A 15,680-nucleotide genomic window follows, 5' to 3' on the forward strand; every position below is an offset into this window, starting at 1 on the left:
CAAACCAAGCGCATAAAGATTTGGCCATGTTGCAAACGCCCGATATATGCCTGTAAACGCTGCCATCATCGTGGCCGCTGGCCGGGGCCTGCGCGCGGGCGGAGACCTGCCCAAACAATGGCAAATGCTGATGGGCGTGCCGATCTTGGCGCATACCTTGCAGGTGTTCGAGAGCCATCCACAAATTGACCGGATCGTGCTGGTCCTGCATCCCGATGATATTGATCGCGCGGCTCCCTACCTCAGCGACAAGGTGATCCACGTCCACGGCGGGGCCACGCGCGCAGCCTCCGTCCGGAATGGGCTTGCTGCCTGCGCTGCGGATCATGTGCTGATCCACGATGTCGCCCGCCCGCTGGTCCTGCCCCAAACCGTCAGCGCGGTTCTGGTCGCACTCGCACATGCACCCGGTGCGGCCCCCGCCCTGCCCGTCACGGATGCGCTGTGGACCGCGCAGGACGGTCATGTGACCGGGACACAGGATCGCACCAGCCTCTACCGCGCCCAGACCCCCCAGGGGTTTCATGCCGACGCGATCACCACCGCGCATGCGGCCCACCCTGGCGATGCGGCGGATGATGTGGAAGTGGCGCGCGCCTTTGGACTTGATGTCGCCATCGTGCCCGGCGACGAAGACAACCTGAAAATCACCCACCCCGCGGACTTTGCGCGGGCCGAGCGGATCATGCGAGGACGCGATGGACATTAGACTAGGCAACGGGTTCGACGTGCACGCCTTTGGCCCCGGAACCCATGTGACCCTGTGCGGCGTGAACGTGCCCCATGACGCGGGGCTGGTGGGCCATTCGGACGCGGATGTGGGGATGCACACGGTGACGGACGCCATCTATGGCGCGTTGGCGAAGGGCGATATCGGGCAACATTTTCCCCCCTCTGATCCGCAGTGGAAAGGAGCACAAAGCCATATTTTCCTGCGCCATGCCGTCAATCTGGCGACCGAGATGAGGTTTGCGATTTCCAATGTGGACTGCACCCTGATCTGTGAGTTTCCAAAAATCGGACCACATGCGGCGCGGATGCGCGAGGTCATGGCCGATGTCATGGGGCTGGATGTGGCGCGGGTGTCGGTCAAGGCGACAACCTCTGAACGGCTTGGATTTACAGGGCGTGGTGAGGGCATCGCCTGCATCGCCACCGCCGCTTTGGTGCGCCCGTGATCGCGCGCATGGTGGCGACGGTGGGTGGCGTCGGATATCTGCGCCCGGCCCCCGGCACATGGGGCTCGGCTGTGGCACTGCCTTTGGGTTGGGTGCTGCACCAGATCGGCGGCTTTCCCCTGCTGGTCGCCGCAACGGCCCTGTATTTTGCGGCCGGATGGTGGGCGACGGCACAAATGACAGCCGGTGCGACAGATCACGACCCCTCGGAGATCGTCGCAGATGAGGTAGTCGGCCAGTGGATCGCGCTGGCCCCGTTATTCTATGCGGCATGGGATCGGGATCTTGATCTTCTTGTGATGTGGCCCGGTTGGATCGCTGCCTTTATCCTCTTTCGCCTGTTCGACATCTGGAAGCCCTGGCTGGTGGGCTGGGCGGATCGGCGTGGTGACGCGCTTGGCGTGATGCTGGATGATGTGATCGCAGGTGTCTTCGCAGCCATTGGCATGCTGGCTCTTGCGACCCTCGCCCATGGGGTGCCGACACCATGAATCCTGCCGCCACCATCCTTGAGCGGGCCAAAGCCAGGGGCGTGATGATCGCCACCGCCGAAAGCTGCACTGGGGGCATGGTCGCAGCAGCCCTGACGGACATCCCGGGTTCATCCGCCGTGGTCGAGCGGGGCTTTGTCACCTACACGAACGCCGCCAAGACCGAAATGCTGGGGGTGTCCACGGCCACGCTTGAGGCGCATGGGGCCGTCAGCGAAGAGGTTGCCGCCGAGATGGCAGCCGGGGCTCTGGCGCACGCCCCCGTGCAGCTAGCCGTCTCGATCACCGGGATTGCAGGTCCGGGCGGGTCCGAGTTCAAGCCCGAAGGGCGGGTCTGTTTCGCGGTCGCGGATGGATCGGGAACACGGAGCGAAACGATCGAGTTCGGAGCCATAGGGCGCGCGAAGGTGCGCGCGGCGGCCCGCGACCATGCCTTGGGGCTGCTCAAAGATCGCCTGGATGACTGCTAGCGCCACCGCTTCACCAAATGCCTGTATATTGATCATACTCGGGGGATTTCCGCCTCTTTTTTATGCAATTCGCGTTTTGCCCGTTCTCGCGCCACCTTTGTGGCCTGTCGCCTCTTTTTTCCGCACGCGCCCTCCGCCATGGCCGCTGAAAACACATCTGTCGGAGGGGACAACATGAACGGAGCTGACACCGCGTGGATCATCGTGGCCACGGCCTTGGTGCTGATGATGACATTGCCGGGCCTTGCACTTTTTTACGGCGGGCTGGTGCGGGCGCGCAATGTGCTGAGCGTTTTCATGCACTGCTATGCCATTGCCTGTCTGATGAGCATCCTTTGGTTCGTTGCGGGCTATTCCATCGCCTTTGGTGGCGGGGACAGCGGGTATTGGGGCGGGCTGGACAAGCTGCTGCTGAGCGGTGTGACAGCGGAGTCGCTCAGCGGCACGTTGCCTGAGATCCTGTTCTTTGCCTTTCAGATGACCTTCGCGATCATCACACCGGCCCTGATTGTGGGCGCTTATGTCGAACGTATCGGCTTTGGTTTTGTGTTGCTGTTCTCGGGGCTGTGGATGCTCTTGTGCTACGCACCCGTGGTCCACTGGGTCTGGGGCGGCGGCATGCTGGCCGATGGCGGTATCTTTGGCGAAACAGGCGTGCGCGATTTCGCAGGCGGCATTGTGGTGCACGAAACCGCAGGCATCGCCGCCCTTGTGCTGGCCGTGTTCCTTGGGGCGCGCAAGAACGCCACCACCCCGCCGCACAATCCCGGTATGGTAATGATGGGCGCGGCGCTGCTTTGGGTCGGCTGGTTCGGTTTCAACGGTGGCTCGCAACTGGCCGCAGACGGCGGCGCGGCCATGGCGCTGACCGTCACCCATATCTCGGCGGCCACCGCATCGCTTACGTGGGCGCTGTGGGAAAAGGTCAAGTTCGGCAAGGCCAGCCTCGTGGGCATGGTCACAGGTACGATTGCGGGCCTTGCCTCGATCACGCCCGCCTCCGGCTTTGTTGGCCCGGTTGAAGCGTTGATCATCGGTGCCATTGCAGGCGTCTTGTGCCAAGAGGCGGTGAACCTGATCCGCAACACCCTGAAGATCGACGACACGCTTGATGTGTTTGCGGTGCACGGAGTCGGCGGCATCTTTGGCACCGTTATGATCGCGGTCTTTGGGGCGGGTGCCTGGGCAGCACAGCTTGGATCGCTGGTGATCGTGGGCGTTTACACGTTGGTCGTCACGGTCGTGTTGGTGTTCGTGGTGCGGATCATCACACCGCTGCGTGTGGATGAGGAAACCGAGGTCAACGGCCTCGACCTTATCGTACACGGCGAACGGGCCTACGACGTCAGCAGCTGAGCGAAACGGGGCAGATCAGCTGCCCCGATGGCGTTCCACAAATCATCCGCCCGTGCGCCCGCCAGCGCACGGGCTTTTTCCTGAATGCGGGCGCGGCGCGCCTCAAGCGGCAGGGGCGCGTCCAGATCGTGGGCGTAGGTCTGTCCGTCGATGTCGATCCGCGCCTGCATCTCTGACAGGCTTTCGTCGCCCACGACGCACACTTTCTGGCGAAAGGACACAAGATCGGGGGCCTGCGCGCAGGCATCGCTGAACAACCCAATATCGCCTGTATCCATCCTATGCGCCGCCATCGCCAGGACATGCGCGTATGAAAACTTGGCCCCCAACCCTGTCTCCGGGGCGGGGTGGTTGCAGACCGACAGCCAGCGGGGGTGGGTGTGGACTGTCACTGCCTTTGCGCCCTCCATATCGACACCGCGCACCGCCTCCAGCGCGGCATGCAGCCCGTGGCAACAGGCATGAAACTTGTGGCTGACACTGCCCATGCGCCAGTCAAACGGAACCGGGGCATCGGTGCCGTGGTGCGTCTCTCCAAACCCGAGCGGGCCTGCCAGCCCGTCGGGCGCGGCAGTCATGCCCGTCTGCGCCCACTGCGCAGCCTCGACGCCTGCGCGCGCGGCCAACCCGGCGTTAAGCGGTTTGCCCATCGTGCCGAACTGCGCCTTGAGCCCCGAGGCCATGCTGGCGCACAGGCCCAAGGCGTGGCGCATCTGCGCGCCGGTCAGGCCCATCAGACGGCCCGCCGCCACCGTCGCGCCAAAGGCACCGGCCGTAGCGGTCTGGTGATACCCGACCTGATAGTGATCGCGGCCCATCCACAGGCCCACAGCCACCGATGCCTCGGCCCCCACAAGGGCTGCATCAAGCATCAGGGACAGGGGCGCGCCCTGCCCCTCGGCCACGGCCAGCGCCACCGAACACGTCACCACGGACGGGTGCCCGATATGGGCAAAGTGGGTGTCGTCGTAGTCGAGCGCATGAGACAAGGTGCCGTTCACAAGCGCCGCCTCAGCCGCACCGGAGTGGGCACCGTCAAAGCGCACGCACGGTCCGGGTGTCCTCAGCGTGGCACTCCACTGCGCAAACGCGCCTTCGGCATGGCCCGCAATCCCGCAAGCCGCCCAATCCAGCAGAGACAGCGCCATGACATCGCGCACCTCGGGTGGGGGCGTAGCCTGCGCATAGTCCAGCAGCACGTCGGTGATCTCACCACTACCCCGTCGCAAAACATCCTCCCGGCCGGGTCGTGCTCAGCTGTAAAGTGCTGCGGCGCGCCGCTCGAACGCGCGCACGATGCGCTGCATCGCCTCGTTGAAGACCACCCCGATGATGCCTTGCAGGATCGCATTCCTGAACTCGAAGTCCACAAAAAACGACACTTCACAGCCGCCCTCAGCCTCTGAAAAGGCCCAGTTCGACTTCATATAGCGAAACGGGCCATCCAGATATTCGGTGTCGATCTTGTGGGCCTCGGGGTACAAAACCACCCGGCTGGTAAAGCGTTCGCGAAACACTTTGAAGCTGATCACCAGATCCGCCTCCATCACCTCGTGATCGCCCTTTGGGATCACTTTGCGCACCCGCGCCGCCGCACACCAGGGCAGGAATTGAGGGTACGAGGCGACATCCGCGACCAGATCATACATCTGTTGAGCACTGTAAGGCAGGAAGCGGGTTTCGGAATGGGTGGGCATTGGGTTAGACAAGGCCTTGCAGGAACGGTTGCGCATGGATGTGTCGCGAAAGATCCACGAAATCAAGGGGACGACCATGCCACAGCGGCCATATGTCATAGACCAGATGATCTCGGCCAAGGCCATCGCGGCCCGGATCGAGGCCTTGTGCCGCGAAATCCAGTCCGAGTTCGAAGGCACCGACAAGCTGATCGTGGTGGGCCTGTTGCGCGGCAGTTTCGTGTTCATCGCGGATCTTGTGCGCGAGTTGGACCTGCCGATCGAGGTCGATTTCCTTGAGGCCTCATCCTATGGTGATGGCATGGAAAGCAGCCGGGAAGTCCGTATTCTCAAAGACTTGCGTGGCGCAATTGAAGGGCGTGACGTGCTGGTCGTCGAAGATATCGTGGACACCGGATATACGATGCACCACGTGATCCGGCTGCTGAAAGGGCGCAAGCCTGCCAAGCTGCGCACCATTGCGCTGCTCGACAAGCCAAGCCGCCGCGAGGTCGACGTCAAAGCCAACTGGACAGGCTTTGAAATACCGGATGAATTTGTCGTGGGCTACGGGATCGACTTTGCCCAACGCAACCGGAACCTGCCCTATATCGGCAAGGTGCGGTTCACCGAAACGGGGTAACCCGCCCCACGACACCGTTGCGAATGGTGTCATCGCGTGCATATTCCGTCGCACGCCCCGCACTCACCGCTTCAATTGCGGCAATCGCGTCGCGCAAATGGCAAATCGCCACGTCGGATTGCTTGGGATCCAAGCGGCTGATGATCCCCTTCAGCGTTCTGACAATCAATGATTTGTCGCTCATATGGCCCCCCATTGTGCCCAGCTCCCCTAAATTCTATCGTCGGTTGAACATGCGGATCTGTCAAGCAAAACCACCACACGCAAAGGTTGTTAACCCTTCGATTTCTTCCCGCTTAATCCGTGACTTACGCGAACGTCACCATGTCACATGACGGGCCAAATGGGGCCGGGTGCAGATGGGCCATCGCCCTGCTCTCCCGCTATTTTTGCGTCGCCGGGCAGTTGTGATTATGGCGCGCGCGCTTTTTGCGCTAACACTGTGGCATAGCAACGAAAAACGGAGTTTCAAACGATGCGCCTTTCCAGTCTCGCCCTGGCCACCTTCGGGATCACAGCCATGACCGTCGCGGCCTTCGCCGCCAGTCACGCCAACCCCGCTCTTGAGGGGCCCGTCAAAGCGCGCAACGCGCAGATGGGCATGATTTCCTATCACACCGGCCTGCTTGGCAGCATGGCAAAGGGTGAAACGCCATATGATACCGCAACGGCCACCGCCGCCGCCGAAAATCTGGCTGCCGCAGCTGAAATGAACCGTGCGGTCTTGTGGGTCGAGGGCACCGAACAGGGTGCTGTCGCAGGATCGCGCGCCAAGGCTGAAATCTGGAGTGACGCTGCCGGGTTCGAGGAAAAGGCTGTCGGTCTGGAAACGGCAGCAGCGGCGATGGTCACGGCCGCCGGTACGGACCTTGAGGCCCTGCGCGGCGCGATGAAAGGTGTGGGTGATGCCTGCGGGGCCTGTCACAAACCCTATCGCGGGCCAAAGAACTAAGCGCGCGCCATGGGATGGGCGTTGCGGGCTGGCGTCGTGCTGGTGGCTTTGGCAATCGGCTTGGGCTGGGTCCTGACCCGGCCCGCATCCCTGCCCGACAATTTCGCGGCGGATCACATTCCTGACCCTGAAAACGGTGCGCTGGTGTTTCATGCAGGAGGATGCGCGTCCTGTCACACCGCCCCAGAGGCCGAGACCGACGGCGCAGCCCCGCCTGTTCTGGCGGGCGGTCTGCCCTTTGTGACCGAGTTTGGCACCTTCTATGCCCCCAACATCTCACCCCATCCCGACCATGGCATCGGCGCGTGGTCTGCACAGGGATTCGCGCGGGCGGTCACGTTGGGCGTCTCACCCCAAGGGCAACATTACTACCCGGCCTTCCCCTATGCCGCCTACCAACACGCCACCCCCGGCGATGTGGCCGACCTGTTTGCCTATATTCAGACGCTACCGCCCAGTGATGCGGTGAACCGACCCCATGATGTCGGCTTTCCCTTCAACATCCGGCGCGGCCTGGGCCTGTGGAAGCGGTTGTTTGTGGCCAAGGATTTTGTAGTGGCAACGGACGATCCCATCCTGCAACGCGGCCGCTATCTGGCCGAAGGGCTGAGCCATTGCACCGAGTGCCATACAAGCCGGAACGCCCTTGGCGGGCTTGATCGCGCGCGCTGGATGGCCGGTGCGCCGAACCCTTCGGGCAAGGGCACAATCCCCAATATCACACCTGCTGTCCTTGACTGGAGCGAGAACGATCTGATCGCCTACTTCACATCCGGCTTCACGCCCGACTATGACAGCGCAGGTGGCAAAATGGCAGAGGTGGTTGAAAACCTGTCACAACTGCCCGAGGCGGACCGTGCCGCCATCGCCGCCTATATCAAGGCCCTGCCCGCCATTCCCTGACCTGTTCAGGCGAGGTTCAGCTTTTTCTGCCGGGCGGCCCGCAACCGCGCAAAATCGTCACCCGCATGATAGGACGAACGGGTCAGCGGCGTGGCCGAAACCATCAAGAACCCCTTGCCATAGGCCGCCTTTTCATAGGCTGCAAATTCGTCCGGATGCACAAAGCGATCCACCCGGTGGTGTTTGGGGGTTGGCTGCAAATACTGACCGATAGTCAGGAAATCGATGTCGGCGGCGCGCATGTCCTCCATGACCTGCATGACCGATTGGCGATCCTCACCAAGGCCGACCATGATGCCCGATTTGGTGAACATGGACGGGTCCAGTTCCTTGACCCGTTGCAGCAGGCGCAGGGAATGGAAGTAGCGCGCGCCCGGTCGCACCTCGGGATAAAGGCCCGGTACGGTTTCGAGGTTGTGGTTGAACACATCGGGGCGCGCATCAACAACGACCTCCAGCACACTGGGATCACAGCGAATAAAATCTGGTGTCAGGATTTCGATGGTCGTATCGGGGCTGCGATGGCGAATGGCGCGAATGGTCTGTGCAAAGTGATCCGCCCCACCATCCTTGATGTCATCGCGGTCCACGGACGTGATGACCACATGGTTCAAGCCCAGCTTCTCAACCGCATGGGCCACACGGCCCGGCTCGAACGCATCCAGATCTTCGGGCGGTTTTCCGGTGGCGATGTTGCAGAACGTGCAGGCACGGGTACAGACCTCACCCATGATCATCATCGTCGCGTGGCCTTGGGACCAGCATTCGCCCACATTGGGACACCCCGCCTCTTCGCAGACCGTCACAAGGTTGTTGTCGCGCATGATCTTGGCAGTGTCGGTATAGCCTTGGCCACCGGGGGCCTTGACCCTGATCCAGTCGGGCTTCTTGGGCTGCGGATTGTCAGGACGGCGCGCCTTTTCAGGATGGCGCTGTTCGGGAATTTTCAAATCGCGCATGGGCAGAGCCTCGGAATAGTTCAGCGTTAAACTGCTTCTAACACAAGGCGGGGGCAAAAGAATACCACGCGGCGCATGGCCGCTATGCACCGCGCCTTTTCCACCATGCACCCACGCTCCAACGATCGCGATGGATCAACAGGATCAAAGCGATCATCGCCCCCAGCACGGCCAGATCGATGACCTGATTGCGATGAATGGGAAAGCCGCGATCATTGAGGGTAAAGGGATCGAAAAACCCCTCCCACCGGCGCAAAACCGTGAACAGATGCATCAGCGCAAGGGCCGGATAGCTGATCCAGCGCACCGCACCAACCGCAACCAACACACAGATCAGGACTTGCACGCCCGCCACCGCATAGATGGTGGTAAATTCCAGATCGATACCGTCAAAATGCCGGGCAAGCCCCTGATATTGCTTGGGCGTGATGACCTTGTGCGCCGCCCACAAAAAAATGAACCACGCCAGACCAAGGCGCAGAACCAACAGCGCCAGCCCCTCTCTATTTTGTTCCGACATCACACCCCCCGCGACAAAACCTACATCCGTCCCCTAATGCCGATCCAACTTCATCTTGCCAAGTAAACTCCGGGGGAGGCCGCAAGGCCGGGGGCAGAGCCCCCTGAAATATCGCGTCGCGCAGCGCCAATCAGATTGCGTCAGACAAAAAAATGGCGCTGCAAGGGAGGGATCGCAGCGCCATTTCAATCAGGATCAGATCAGGTCAGCCAATCATGCCGCCCCCCGGTCCCGTCGTCTCGTCATAATGCTGTTTCAGGCGCATCAGTGCGATGCGCAGCACGATCTTGCCGGACCGGGCTGACCAACCCAGCCGCTTTTCCGCCGACTCAAGCCCTTCAAGGTAACAACAACAGCGCAACACCACATCCGACAGACCCGGCCCAAGATCCTTGAGCGCATGGCCCACACGACGCCGCGCGCCTTCGGGCCCATTGCCCACCCCACTGTCCTGAGCAAAACCGCCACGTCCGCCCCCTGTCAAAAACCGATCCCAGTTTTGAGCCACGCGCGGCCCCATCTGCGCCAGTTCAAAATCTTCGCGCAGACGCTCGCCGGCGCTCACAAGATCATCCGTCAGAAAGGGTGCGCCCCCCTTGTCGCGTCGCCGCGCAAGGGCGGTCAGCGGCGACTCGGCCAGATTGTAGCGGACCTTGCGCGGCTGACCCGTCTCGTTGTCGCGCACCGTGCGTTCGCCCCACACGCGGTGCTGATCGGCAAATTCGGCTGGCGCTTCGGCCATACCGTGCAGGTCCTGCCCGGCCTCGCCCATCATGTCGGCCAAAGCGGTGCGTCCCGCTGGCGTGATCTTGTAGCGGGTGATGCGCCCGGCGGTATCTGCGACAATCCAGTCCTGCAGGGCCATGGCCTCGGCCACCTTGCGATCGACCACCGCGGTGCGGGTGCTGGCCCCCGTTGCGCCATCACGCACAACAACGGCCTTTTCCATATCGACCGCGACAGCCAGCACCGCGCCGGTCTCGCACAGGCGGCGCAGGATACGTTGGGCATCGCGGGTCAGGGTCGGTGTATCGGGGCTTTGATCAAGTGCGACAGCATGCATATCAGAGCATTCCTTTTGTTGCGCAGGTGCAGTCGACGAACCTTTGCGGGTAACCCGTGATCCCAGCTTGCGCAGCACCGCATCAATCAGCGGATCATCGCGCCGGGTCTCGAACCGGCGAATCTGGCGCAAAACGGTAGAGGCATGGCAGCCGGACTTGCGCGCCAATTCACGGATCGGCAAACCGGCCTCGGTATGCGCAAGGTAGTGCAAGGCGGCGTCGGGCACCCATGGGGGCATCCCCGACAGCACAGGATGTGGCCTGTCAGTCTGGTACATGATGTCGTGTCCGTCCTCTTCCTACCGGGCCCAAAGTCATTGCGAGACGCTTCGGTTTTCCACAGCTTATCCACACAACCTAAGGGTGCATTGGTTACTTGTTCGTTAACATTCGTCGAGATGCCCAGCATTGTTTCTAAAAGATAAACAGTTGATAAACGAACGAACGGGTGCACCGCGCTGCACGCAACACCCGTTCAGGTTGTGCCAAGGTGAGGAAGTCACGGCCGGTGGGGATCGGTGTGACACACACCAGAAGGAGCACCGGAAATGCAAGATATCCTATCCATGTTGAACGCCCTGCACCGTCCACGCCTGTTGATGCGCGCTGCGCGTATCGGGGCCGAAGATTACCGCCGCACGGCCCATCTGCCCCGCCTGTTGGGATATGGCAGCCTGCCGCGCCACGGGGCAGCCCTAATGCGCCTGATGGAGATCGAAGGTGATCTCAACACGATGCGCATCGGTGATGATTCGTCCTACAGCCTGTTGCGTCACATCGACATTCTGATCGCCATTGTGGGCGAGGCCCGCATTCTGCGCGCCGCTCAGGCCGATCCGGTGGCGTCCTGATCGACCCGGCAGGCCCGACTACATCCGGCAGGCCCGACTACATAAAGCTGTCGGGCTCTGCGGCCTTTTTCTCGGCGACATAGGTATCCAGGGCCTCGCGGATCGCTGGATCAAGCGCGGGTTGCTGGTAGTCGCCCAGCATCTTCTGAACCCGCAGGGAGGCCAGTTGCGCGGTATCGCGCGCACCTTCGTCTTCCCATGTCTCAAACGGTTTGTAGTCCAGCAGATCGGACTTCCAGAACGCCGATTTGAAGTTTTCCTGCGTGTGCGCGCAGCCAAGATAATGCCCGCCGGGGCCAACTTCTCGAATCGCATCCATCGCCTGGGCATTGGCATCCATCGACACCCCCGCCGCCAGATGATGCAACGCACCAAGCTGATCCGCATCCATCACGAATTTCTCGTAGGAACTGACCAGCCCGCCCTCAAGCCATCCGCAGGAGTGCAGCATGAAGTTCACACCCGCGAGCAGCCCCATGTTGAGCGAATTGGACGTCTCGTAAGCCGCCTGCGCGTCCGGCAGTTTCGAGCCGCAAAATGACCCGGCCGACCGATATGGCAGGCCCATGCGTCGCGCCAACTGCCCTGCCCCATATGTGATGTGCGCCGCCTCTGGCGTGCCGAAGGTGGGCGCACCCGAGTTCATGTCGATCGAGGTCACAAAGGCCCCCATCACAACCGGTGCCCCGGCGCGGCACAGTTGGGAATAGGCAATGCCTGCCAGCACTTCGGCAAAGACCTGAGTCAACGTGCCCGCAACAGACACAGGGGCCATGGCCCCGCCCACAATGAAGGGCGAGATGATGCAGGCTTGGTTGGCCTGGGCATAGACCTCAAGCGCGCCCATCATCACATCATCAAAGGTCATGGGTGAGTTGATGTTGATCAGGGACGTCATCACCGTGTTGTCGGCGACAAAGTCCTTACCAAACAGAATCTCAGCCATCTCGACCGAATCGCGCGCCCGGCTTGGCTCGGTCACCGATCCCATGAACGGCTTGTCCGACAGTGTCATATGGGCGTGCAGCATATCGAGGTGGCGCTTGTTCACCGCCACATCCGTCGGCTCACAGACGGTCCCGCCCGAATGGTGCAGCCACTTGGACATGTAGCCCAGCTTCACGAAGTTGCGGAAATCCTCCATCGTGGCATAGCGGCGCCCTCCGGTGGCATCACGCACGAACGGCGGCCCATAAACAGGGGCCAGCACAAGGTTGTTGCCCCCCACCACGACCGAACGCTCGGGGTTGCGGGCATGTTGGGTATAGGACGCAGGGGCCGTCGCACAGAGTTTGCGCGCCAGCCCCTTGGGAATACGCACCCGCTCGCCATCGATATCGGCCCCCGCATCCGCCCAGCGCTTCAAGGCCGCCGGATTGTCGGGAAAGTTCACGCCAACCTCTTGGAGGATCGTCTCGGCGTTGGTTTCGATGATGTCGAGCGCCTCTTCGGTCAGCACTTCGAAATTGGGGATGTTCCGCTCGATGTATTTGGCCGTCTCAAAGGACACCGCCGTGCGCTCTGCCCGGCGGGCCGCACCTCCGCCCCCGCGCCCTCGTCTGCGTGTTGCCGCCTCGGTCATCGCTGATCCCCTTCAACCCAACTGGTGGAGTGCTGATTACCCTATCGGGATGCGCGCCGCGCGCAGATAGCGCCGCAACCGGGAAAAAAGCGACACTTCCCATCCCTGTTCCCAAAAAAATCACGGCAGGCAAGGCCGCTGGCCCGCAGCTGACCTTGCCACCAGCAGGGTGCCCGCCTATTGCACACACATGACAGATCAGACCCATGACCGCCTCCTCATCATCGACTTCGGCAGCCAGGTGACGCAGTTGATCGCGCGCCGCCTGCGCGAGTTGAATGTCTATTGCGAAATTCATCCCTATCAGAACGTCACAGATGCGTTCCTGCACGATATGGCACCGCGTGCGGTGATCCTGTCGGGAGGCCCCGACAGCGTCACCCGCGATGGCAGCCCCCGTGCGCCCGAAGCCCTTTTCACCATGGGCGTGCCCGTCCTTGGCATCTGTTATGGGCAACAGGTGATGATGCAGCAGCTTGGCGGCACTGTGACGGGCGGCAAAATCTCGGGCGGTGGCGGCACAGCCGAATTCGGGCGCGCCTTTGTCACACCTGCAAGCCCGCTTGATCTGGTCGAGGGCTGGTTTGCCGACGGTCGCGAGCAGGTCTGGATGAGCCACGGGGATCACGTCAGCAAACTTGCGCCGGGTTTTGAAGTCTTTGGCACCTCACCCAACGCGCCCTATGCGATCACTGCCGACACCAGCCGCCACTTCTATGCGGTGCAGTTCCATCCCGAAGTGCACCACACCCCAATGGGCGCGAAACTCTATGAGAACTTCGTGAAGCTGGCGGGGTTTACCGGCGACTGGACGATGGGCGCATACCGCGAACAGGCGATCCAGGCGATCCGCGATCAGGTGGGCGACAAACGGGTGATCTGTGGCCTCTCGGGTGGGGTCGATTCGTCTGTGGCCGCCGTGCTGATCCACGAGGCCATCGGCGATCAACTGACCTGCGTCTTTGTCGATCACGGTCTGCTGCGCAAGAACGAGGCGGACGAGGTCGTGGCCATGTTCCGCGACAATTACAACATCCCGCTGATCCATGCGGACGAGGCGGACCTGTTTCTGGGCGAACTCGACGGCCAGTCCGATCCTGAAACCAAGCGCAAGATTATCGGGCGGCTGTTCATCGACGTGTTCCAGAAATACGCGGATCAGGTCGAGGGGGCAGAGTTCCTCGCACAGGGCACGCTTTATCCGGACGTGATCGAATCGGTCTCGTTCAGCGGCGGTCCCTCGGTCACGATCAAATCCCACCACAATGTGGGTGGCTTGCCAGAAAAGATGGGTCTCAAACTGGTCGAACCGCTGCGCGAATTGTTCAAGGACGAGGTGCGGGCTCTGGGCCGTGAGCTCGGCCTGCCCGCCAGCTTTATCGGGCGTCACCCCTTCCCCGGCCCCGGCCTTGCGATCCGGTGTCCTGGTGAGATCACGCGGCCCAAGCTGGAAATCCTGCGCGAAGCCGACGCCGTCTATATCGACCAGATTCGCAAGCACGGGCTTTATGACGAGATCTGGCAGGCCTTTGTTGCGATCCTGCCTGTGCGCACCGTGGGCGTGATGGGCGACGGGCGGACCTATGATTATGCCTGCGCCTTGCGCGCGGTCACATCCGTCGATGGGATGACGGCAGACTATTACCCTTTCACGCACGAGTTTCTTGGCGAAACGGCCACACGGATCATCAACGAGGTGCCGGGGATCAACCGGGTCACCTATGACATCACCTCGAAACCTCCGGGCACCATTGAATGGGAGTGATCCTGACCGGCACGTTGCGCTGTGCAGACGCGGACGAGGCCGCCCACGTGCGCGCAGCACTGCCCGAACATATCCGCCTGACACGGGCCGAGGCGGGCTGCGTGTCCTTTGATGTCACCCCAACCGGGGACCCGCTGATCTGGGATGTGGCCGAAGAGTTCACGACGCCCGAAGCCTTCAACGCCCATGCCACCCGCGCCGCGGCCTCGGATTGGGCGATCCAGACCAAGGGCATCACGCGCGACTACAAGATCACGGGCCTGCCATGAACCCGGTGCTGAAGGCCGCCCTGTGGATGTCGGGATCAATTGCATCCTTTTCGGTCATGGCGGTGGCGGGGCGCGAAGTGTCCCACCACCTCGATACGTTCGAGATTCTGATGTACCGCAGTGTGGTCGGGGTTGTGATCGTGTGTGTGCTGCTGAGCGCCAGAAGCAACTGGCCCACGGTTCAGACACAGCGGATCGGCACGCACCTGCTGCGCAATCTGGCGCATTTCACGGGCCAGAACCTGTGGTTCTATGCGGTGACCGTCATACCGCTGGCCCAGGTGTTCGCTCTTGAGTTTACCTCCCCGATCTGGGTGATCGTTCTAAGCCCGCTGATCCTGGGTGAGAGACTTACCCCGGTGCGCGCCCTTGCCGCCGCGCTTGGGTTCATCGGCATTCTGATCGTGGCGCGCCCCGACATGGCAGGACTCAATGCGGGCGTGATCACCGCTGCCTCCTCTGCGATCTTCTTTGCGCTCACGATCATGCTCACCAAAAAACTGACGCGTCACGAGGGGATCGGGTCAATCCTGTTCTGGCTGACCGCGATGCAGTTGGTGATGGGGGTCCTGATGGCGGGCTATGATGGGGATATTGCGCTGCCGGACGGTCAAACCGGGCCTTGGGTCGTACTGATCGGGTGCGCAGGACTGCTGGCGCATTACTGCCTGACAAATGCGCTGTCGATCGCGCCCGCAACGGTCGTGGTGCCCATTGATTTCATCCGGTTGCCGACCATCGCGGTGATCGGAATGCTGGTCTACGGCGAAGTGGTTGATATCTGGGTCTTTGTCGGCGCGTTGATCATTTTCGGGGGCAATTACCTTAATATCTGGGTCGAAACGCGCCCAAAAAACAGGCTGTGACCCGAAAGTCACAAATAAATGACGCTTCGTCACGACGCTCCGTTGTGCCCTAGGGTCATTATTGACCGACAGGGGTTGAAAAATGCTAGTTCCACCCCAACGCGCATTGTGGGGGAACACGAATGCGCATTTTTG

Annotated in this window: 19 protein-coding genes; 12 read left to right on the plus strand and 7 right to left on the minus strand. The window is 61.7% G+C overall.

All coding sequences use genetic code 11. The features are described from left to right. The first annotated feature begins 46 nt into the window (after nt 1-46). From ispD to Q0859_RS05065, 5 genes are all read left to right on the plus strand, one after another. On the plus strand, nt 47-709 hold the full coding sequence (gene ispD, locus Q0859_RS05045) for a 2-C-methyl-D-erythritol 4-phosphate cytidylyltransferase (protein WP_299148220.1): 663 nt from the start codon (nt 47-49) through the stop codon (nt 707-709). Beyond that, nucleotides 699-1,178: a 2-C-methyl-D-erythritol 2,4-cyclodiphosphate synthase gene (gene ispF / locus Q0859_RS05050; protein WP_299148222.1), complete on the plus strand. Its 480-nt coding sequence runs from the start codon at nt 699-701 to the stop codon at nt 1,176-1,178. Before ispD ends, ispF begins: the two co-directional genes overlap by 11 nt. Nucleotides 1,179-1,186: 8 nt before the next feature. Next, entirely contained in the window at nt 1,187-1,669 is a 483-nt protein-coding gene (locus Q0859_RS05055; protein WP_299148924.1) for a phosphatidylglycerophosphatase A, read from the plus strand. After that, entirely contained in the window at nt 1,666-2,139 is a 474-nt protein-coding gene (locus Q0859_RS05060; protein WP_299148225.1) for a CinA family protein, read from the plus strand. Before Q0859_RS05055 ends, Q0859_RS05060 begins: the two co-directional genes overlap by 4 nt. A gap of 174 nt (nt 2,140-2,313) precedes the next feature. After that, nucleotides 2,314-3,495: an ammonium transporter gene (locus tag Q0859_RS05065; RefSeq protein ID WP_299148228.1), complete on the plus strand. Its 1,182-nt coding sequence runs from the start codon at nt 2,314-2,316 to the stop codon at nt 3,493-3,495. On the opposite strand, the gene Q0859_RS05070 is transcribed toward Q0859_RS05065, so the two are convergent. Both Q0859_RS05070 and Q0859_RS05075 read right to left on the minus strand, forming a co-directional pair. Continuing rightward, nucleotides 3,477-4,724, minus strand: coding sequence for an MmgE/PrpD family protein (locus tag Q0859_RS05070; RefSeq protein WP_299148230.1), 1,248 nt, complete (start codon nt 4,722-4,724; stop codon nt 3,477-3,479). The two genes, Q0859_RS05065 and Q0859_RS05070, sit on opposite strands and share 19 nt — an antisense overlap. Before the next feature lie 24 nt (nt 4,725-4,748). Beyond that, on the minus strand, nt 4,749-5,192 hold the full coding sequence (locus tag Q0859_RS05075) for a type II toxin-antitoxin system RatA family toxin (protein WP_299148232.1): 444 nt from the start codon (nt 5,190-5,192) through the stop codon (nt 4,749-4,751). Between the two features lie 76 nt (nt 5,193-5,268). Here Q0859_RS05075 and hpt point away from each other — a divergent pair, with 76 nt between their 5' ends. Further along, nucleotides 5,269-5,814: a hypoxanthine phosphoribosyltransferase gene (hpt, locus tag Q0859_RS05080; protein ID WP_299148234.1), complete on the plus strand. Its 546-nt coding sequence runs from the start codon at nt 5,269-5,271 to the stop codon at nt 5,812-5,814. Here hpt and Q0859_RS05085 read toward each other — a convergent pair. Continuing rightward, nucleotides 5,798-5,998 carry a hypothetical protein gene (locus tag Q0859_RS05085; RefSeq protein ID WP_299148236.1) on the minus strand — a complete coding sequence of 67 codons (201 nt, stop codon included), beginning with the start codon at nt 5,996-5,998 and terminating at the stop codon, nt 5,798-5,800. The genes hpt and Q0859_RS05085 overlap by 17 nt on opposite strands. 291 nt (nt 5,999-6,289) lie before the next feature. On the opposite strand from Q0859_RS05085, the gene Q0859_RS05090 reads away from it, so the two are divergent. Then, nucleotides 6,290-6,766, plus strand: coding sequence for a cytochrome c (locus Q0859_RS05090; RefSeq protein ID WP_299148238.1), 477 nt, complete (start codon nt 6,290-6,292; stop codon nt 6,764-6,766). A 9-nt stretch (nt 6,767-6,775) separates the two neighbouring features. Next, nucleotides 6,776-7,669 carry a cytochrome c gene (locus Q0859_RS05095; protein WP_299148242.1) on the plus strand — a complete coding sequence of 298 codons (894 nt, stop codon included), beginning with the start codon at nt 6,776-6,778 and terminating at the stop codon, nt 7,667-7,669. A 5-nt stretch (nt 7,670-7,674) separates the two neighbouring features. Here Q0859_RS05095 and lipA read toward each other — a convergent pair whose 3' ends face one another. The 3 genes from lipA to Q0859_RS05110 form a co-directional block, all read right to left on the minus strand. Further along, nucleotides 7,675-8,628 carry a lipoyl synthase gene (lipA, locus tag Q0859_RS05100; protein WP_299148244.1) on the minus strand — a complete coding sequence of 318 codons (954 nt, stop codon included), beginning with the start codon at nt 8,626-8,628 and terminating at the stop codon, nt 7,675-7,677. A gap of 82 nt (nt 8,629-8,710) precedes the next feature. Next, complete coding sequence (locus tag Q0859_RS05105; RefSeq protein ID WP_299148246.1) at nt 8,711-9,148, minus strand: hypothetical protein; 438 nt, start codon at nt 9,146-9,148, stop codon at nt 8,711-8,713. A gap of 205 nt (nt 9,149-9,353) precedes the next feature. Continuing rightward, on the minus strand, nt 9,354-10,490 hold the full coding sequence (locus Q0859_RS05110) for a DUF6456 domain-containing protein (RefSeq protein WP_299148248.1): 1,137 nt from the start codon (nt 10,488-10,490) through the stop codon (nt 9,354-9,356). A gap of 270 nt (nt 10,491-10,760) precedes the next feature. Here Q0859_RS05110 and Q0859_RS05115 point away from each other — a divergent pair, with 270 nt between their 5' ends. Next, nucleotides 10,761-11,063, plus strand: coding sequence for a DUF6477 family protein (locus Q0859_RS05115; protein ID WP_299148251.1), 303 nt, complete (start codon nt 10,761-10,763; stop codon nt 11,061-11,063). Nucleotides 11,064-11,100: 37 nt separating this feature from the next. Here Q0859_RS05115 and Q0859_RS05120 read toward each other — a convergent pair whose 3' ends face one another. After that, the gene (locus tag Q0859_RS05120) at nt 11,101-12,645 is read right to left on the minus strand and encodes a trimethylamine methyltransferase family protein (RefSeq protein ID WP_299148253.1); all 1,545 of its coding nucleotides are present in this window, start codon (nt 12,643-12,645) and stop codon (nt 11,101-11,103) included. A 190-nt stretch (nt 12,646-12,835) separates the two neighbouring features. On the opposite strand from Q0859_RS05120, the gene guaA reads away from it, so the two are divergent. Genes guaA through Q0859_RS05135 form a run of 3 tightly spaced genes read left to right on the plus strand, consistent with a single transcriptional unit; the run spans nt 12,836 to nt 15,545 of the window. Further along, complete coding sequence (gene guaA, locus Q0859_RS05125; protein ID WP_299148255.1) at nt 12,836-14,410, plus strand: glutamine-hydrolyzing GMP synthase; 1,575 nt, start codon at nt 12,836-12,838, stop codon at nt 14,408-14,410. Beyond that, nucleotides 14,401-14,679, plus strand: a complete 279-nt coding sequence (locus Q0859_RS05130; RefSeq protein WP_299148257.1) for an antibiotic biosynthesis monooxygenase — start codon at nt 14,401-14,403, stop codon at nt 14,677-14,679. The genes guaA and Q0859_RS05130 overlap by 10 nt, the downstream gene beginning before the upstream one ends. After that, the gene (locus Q0859_RS05135) at nt 14,676-15,545 is read left to right on the plus strand and encodes a DMT family transporter (RefSeq protein WP_299148260.1); all 870 of its coding nucleotides are present in this window, start codon (nt 14,676-14,678) and stop codon (nt 15,543-15,545) included. Before Q0859_RS05130 ends, Q0859_RS05135 begins: the two co-directional genes overlap by 4 nt. The last annotated feature ends 135 nt before the right edge of the window (nt 15,546-15,680 follow it).

This window comes from uncultured Tateyamaria sp. (assembly GCF_947497045.1).
Taxonomy (GTDB): domain Bacteria; phylum Pseudomonadota; class Alphaproteobacteria; order Rhodobacterales; family Rhodobacteraceae; genus Tateyamaria.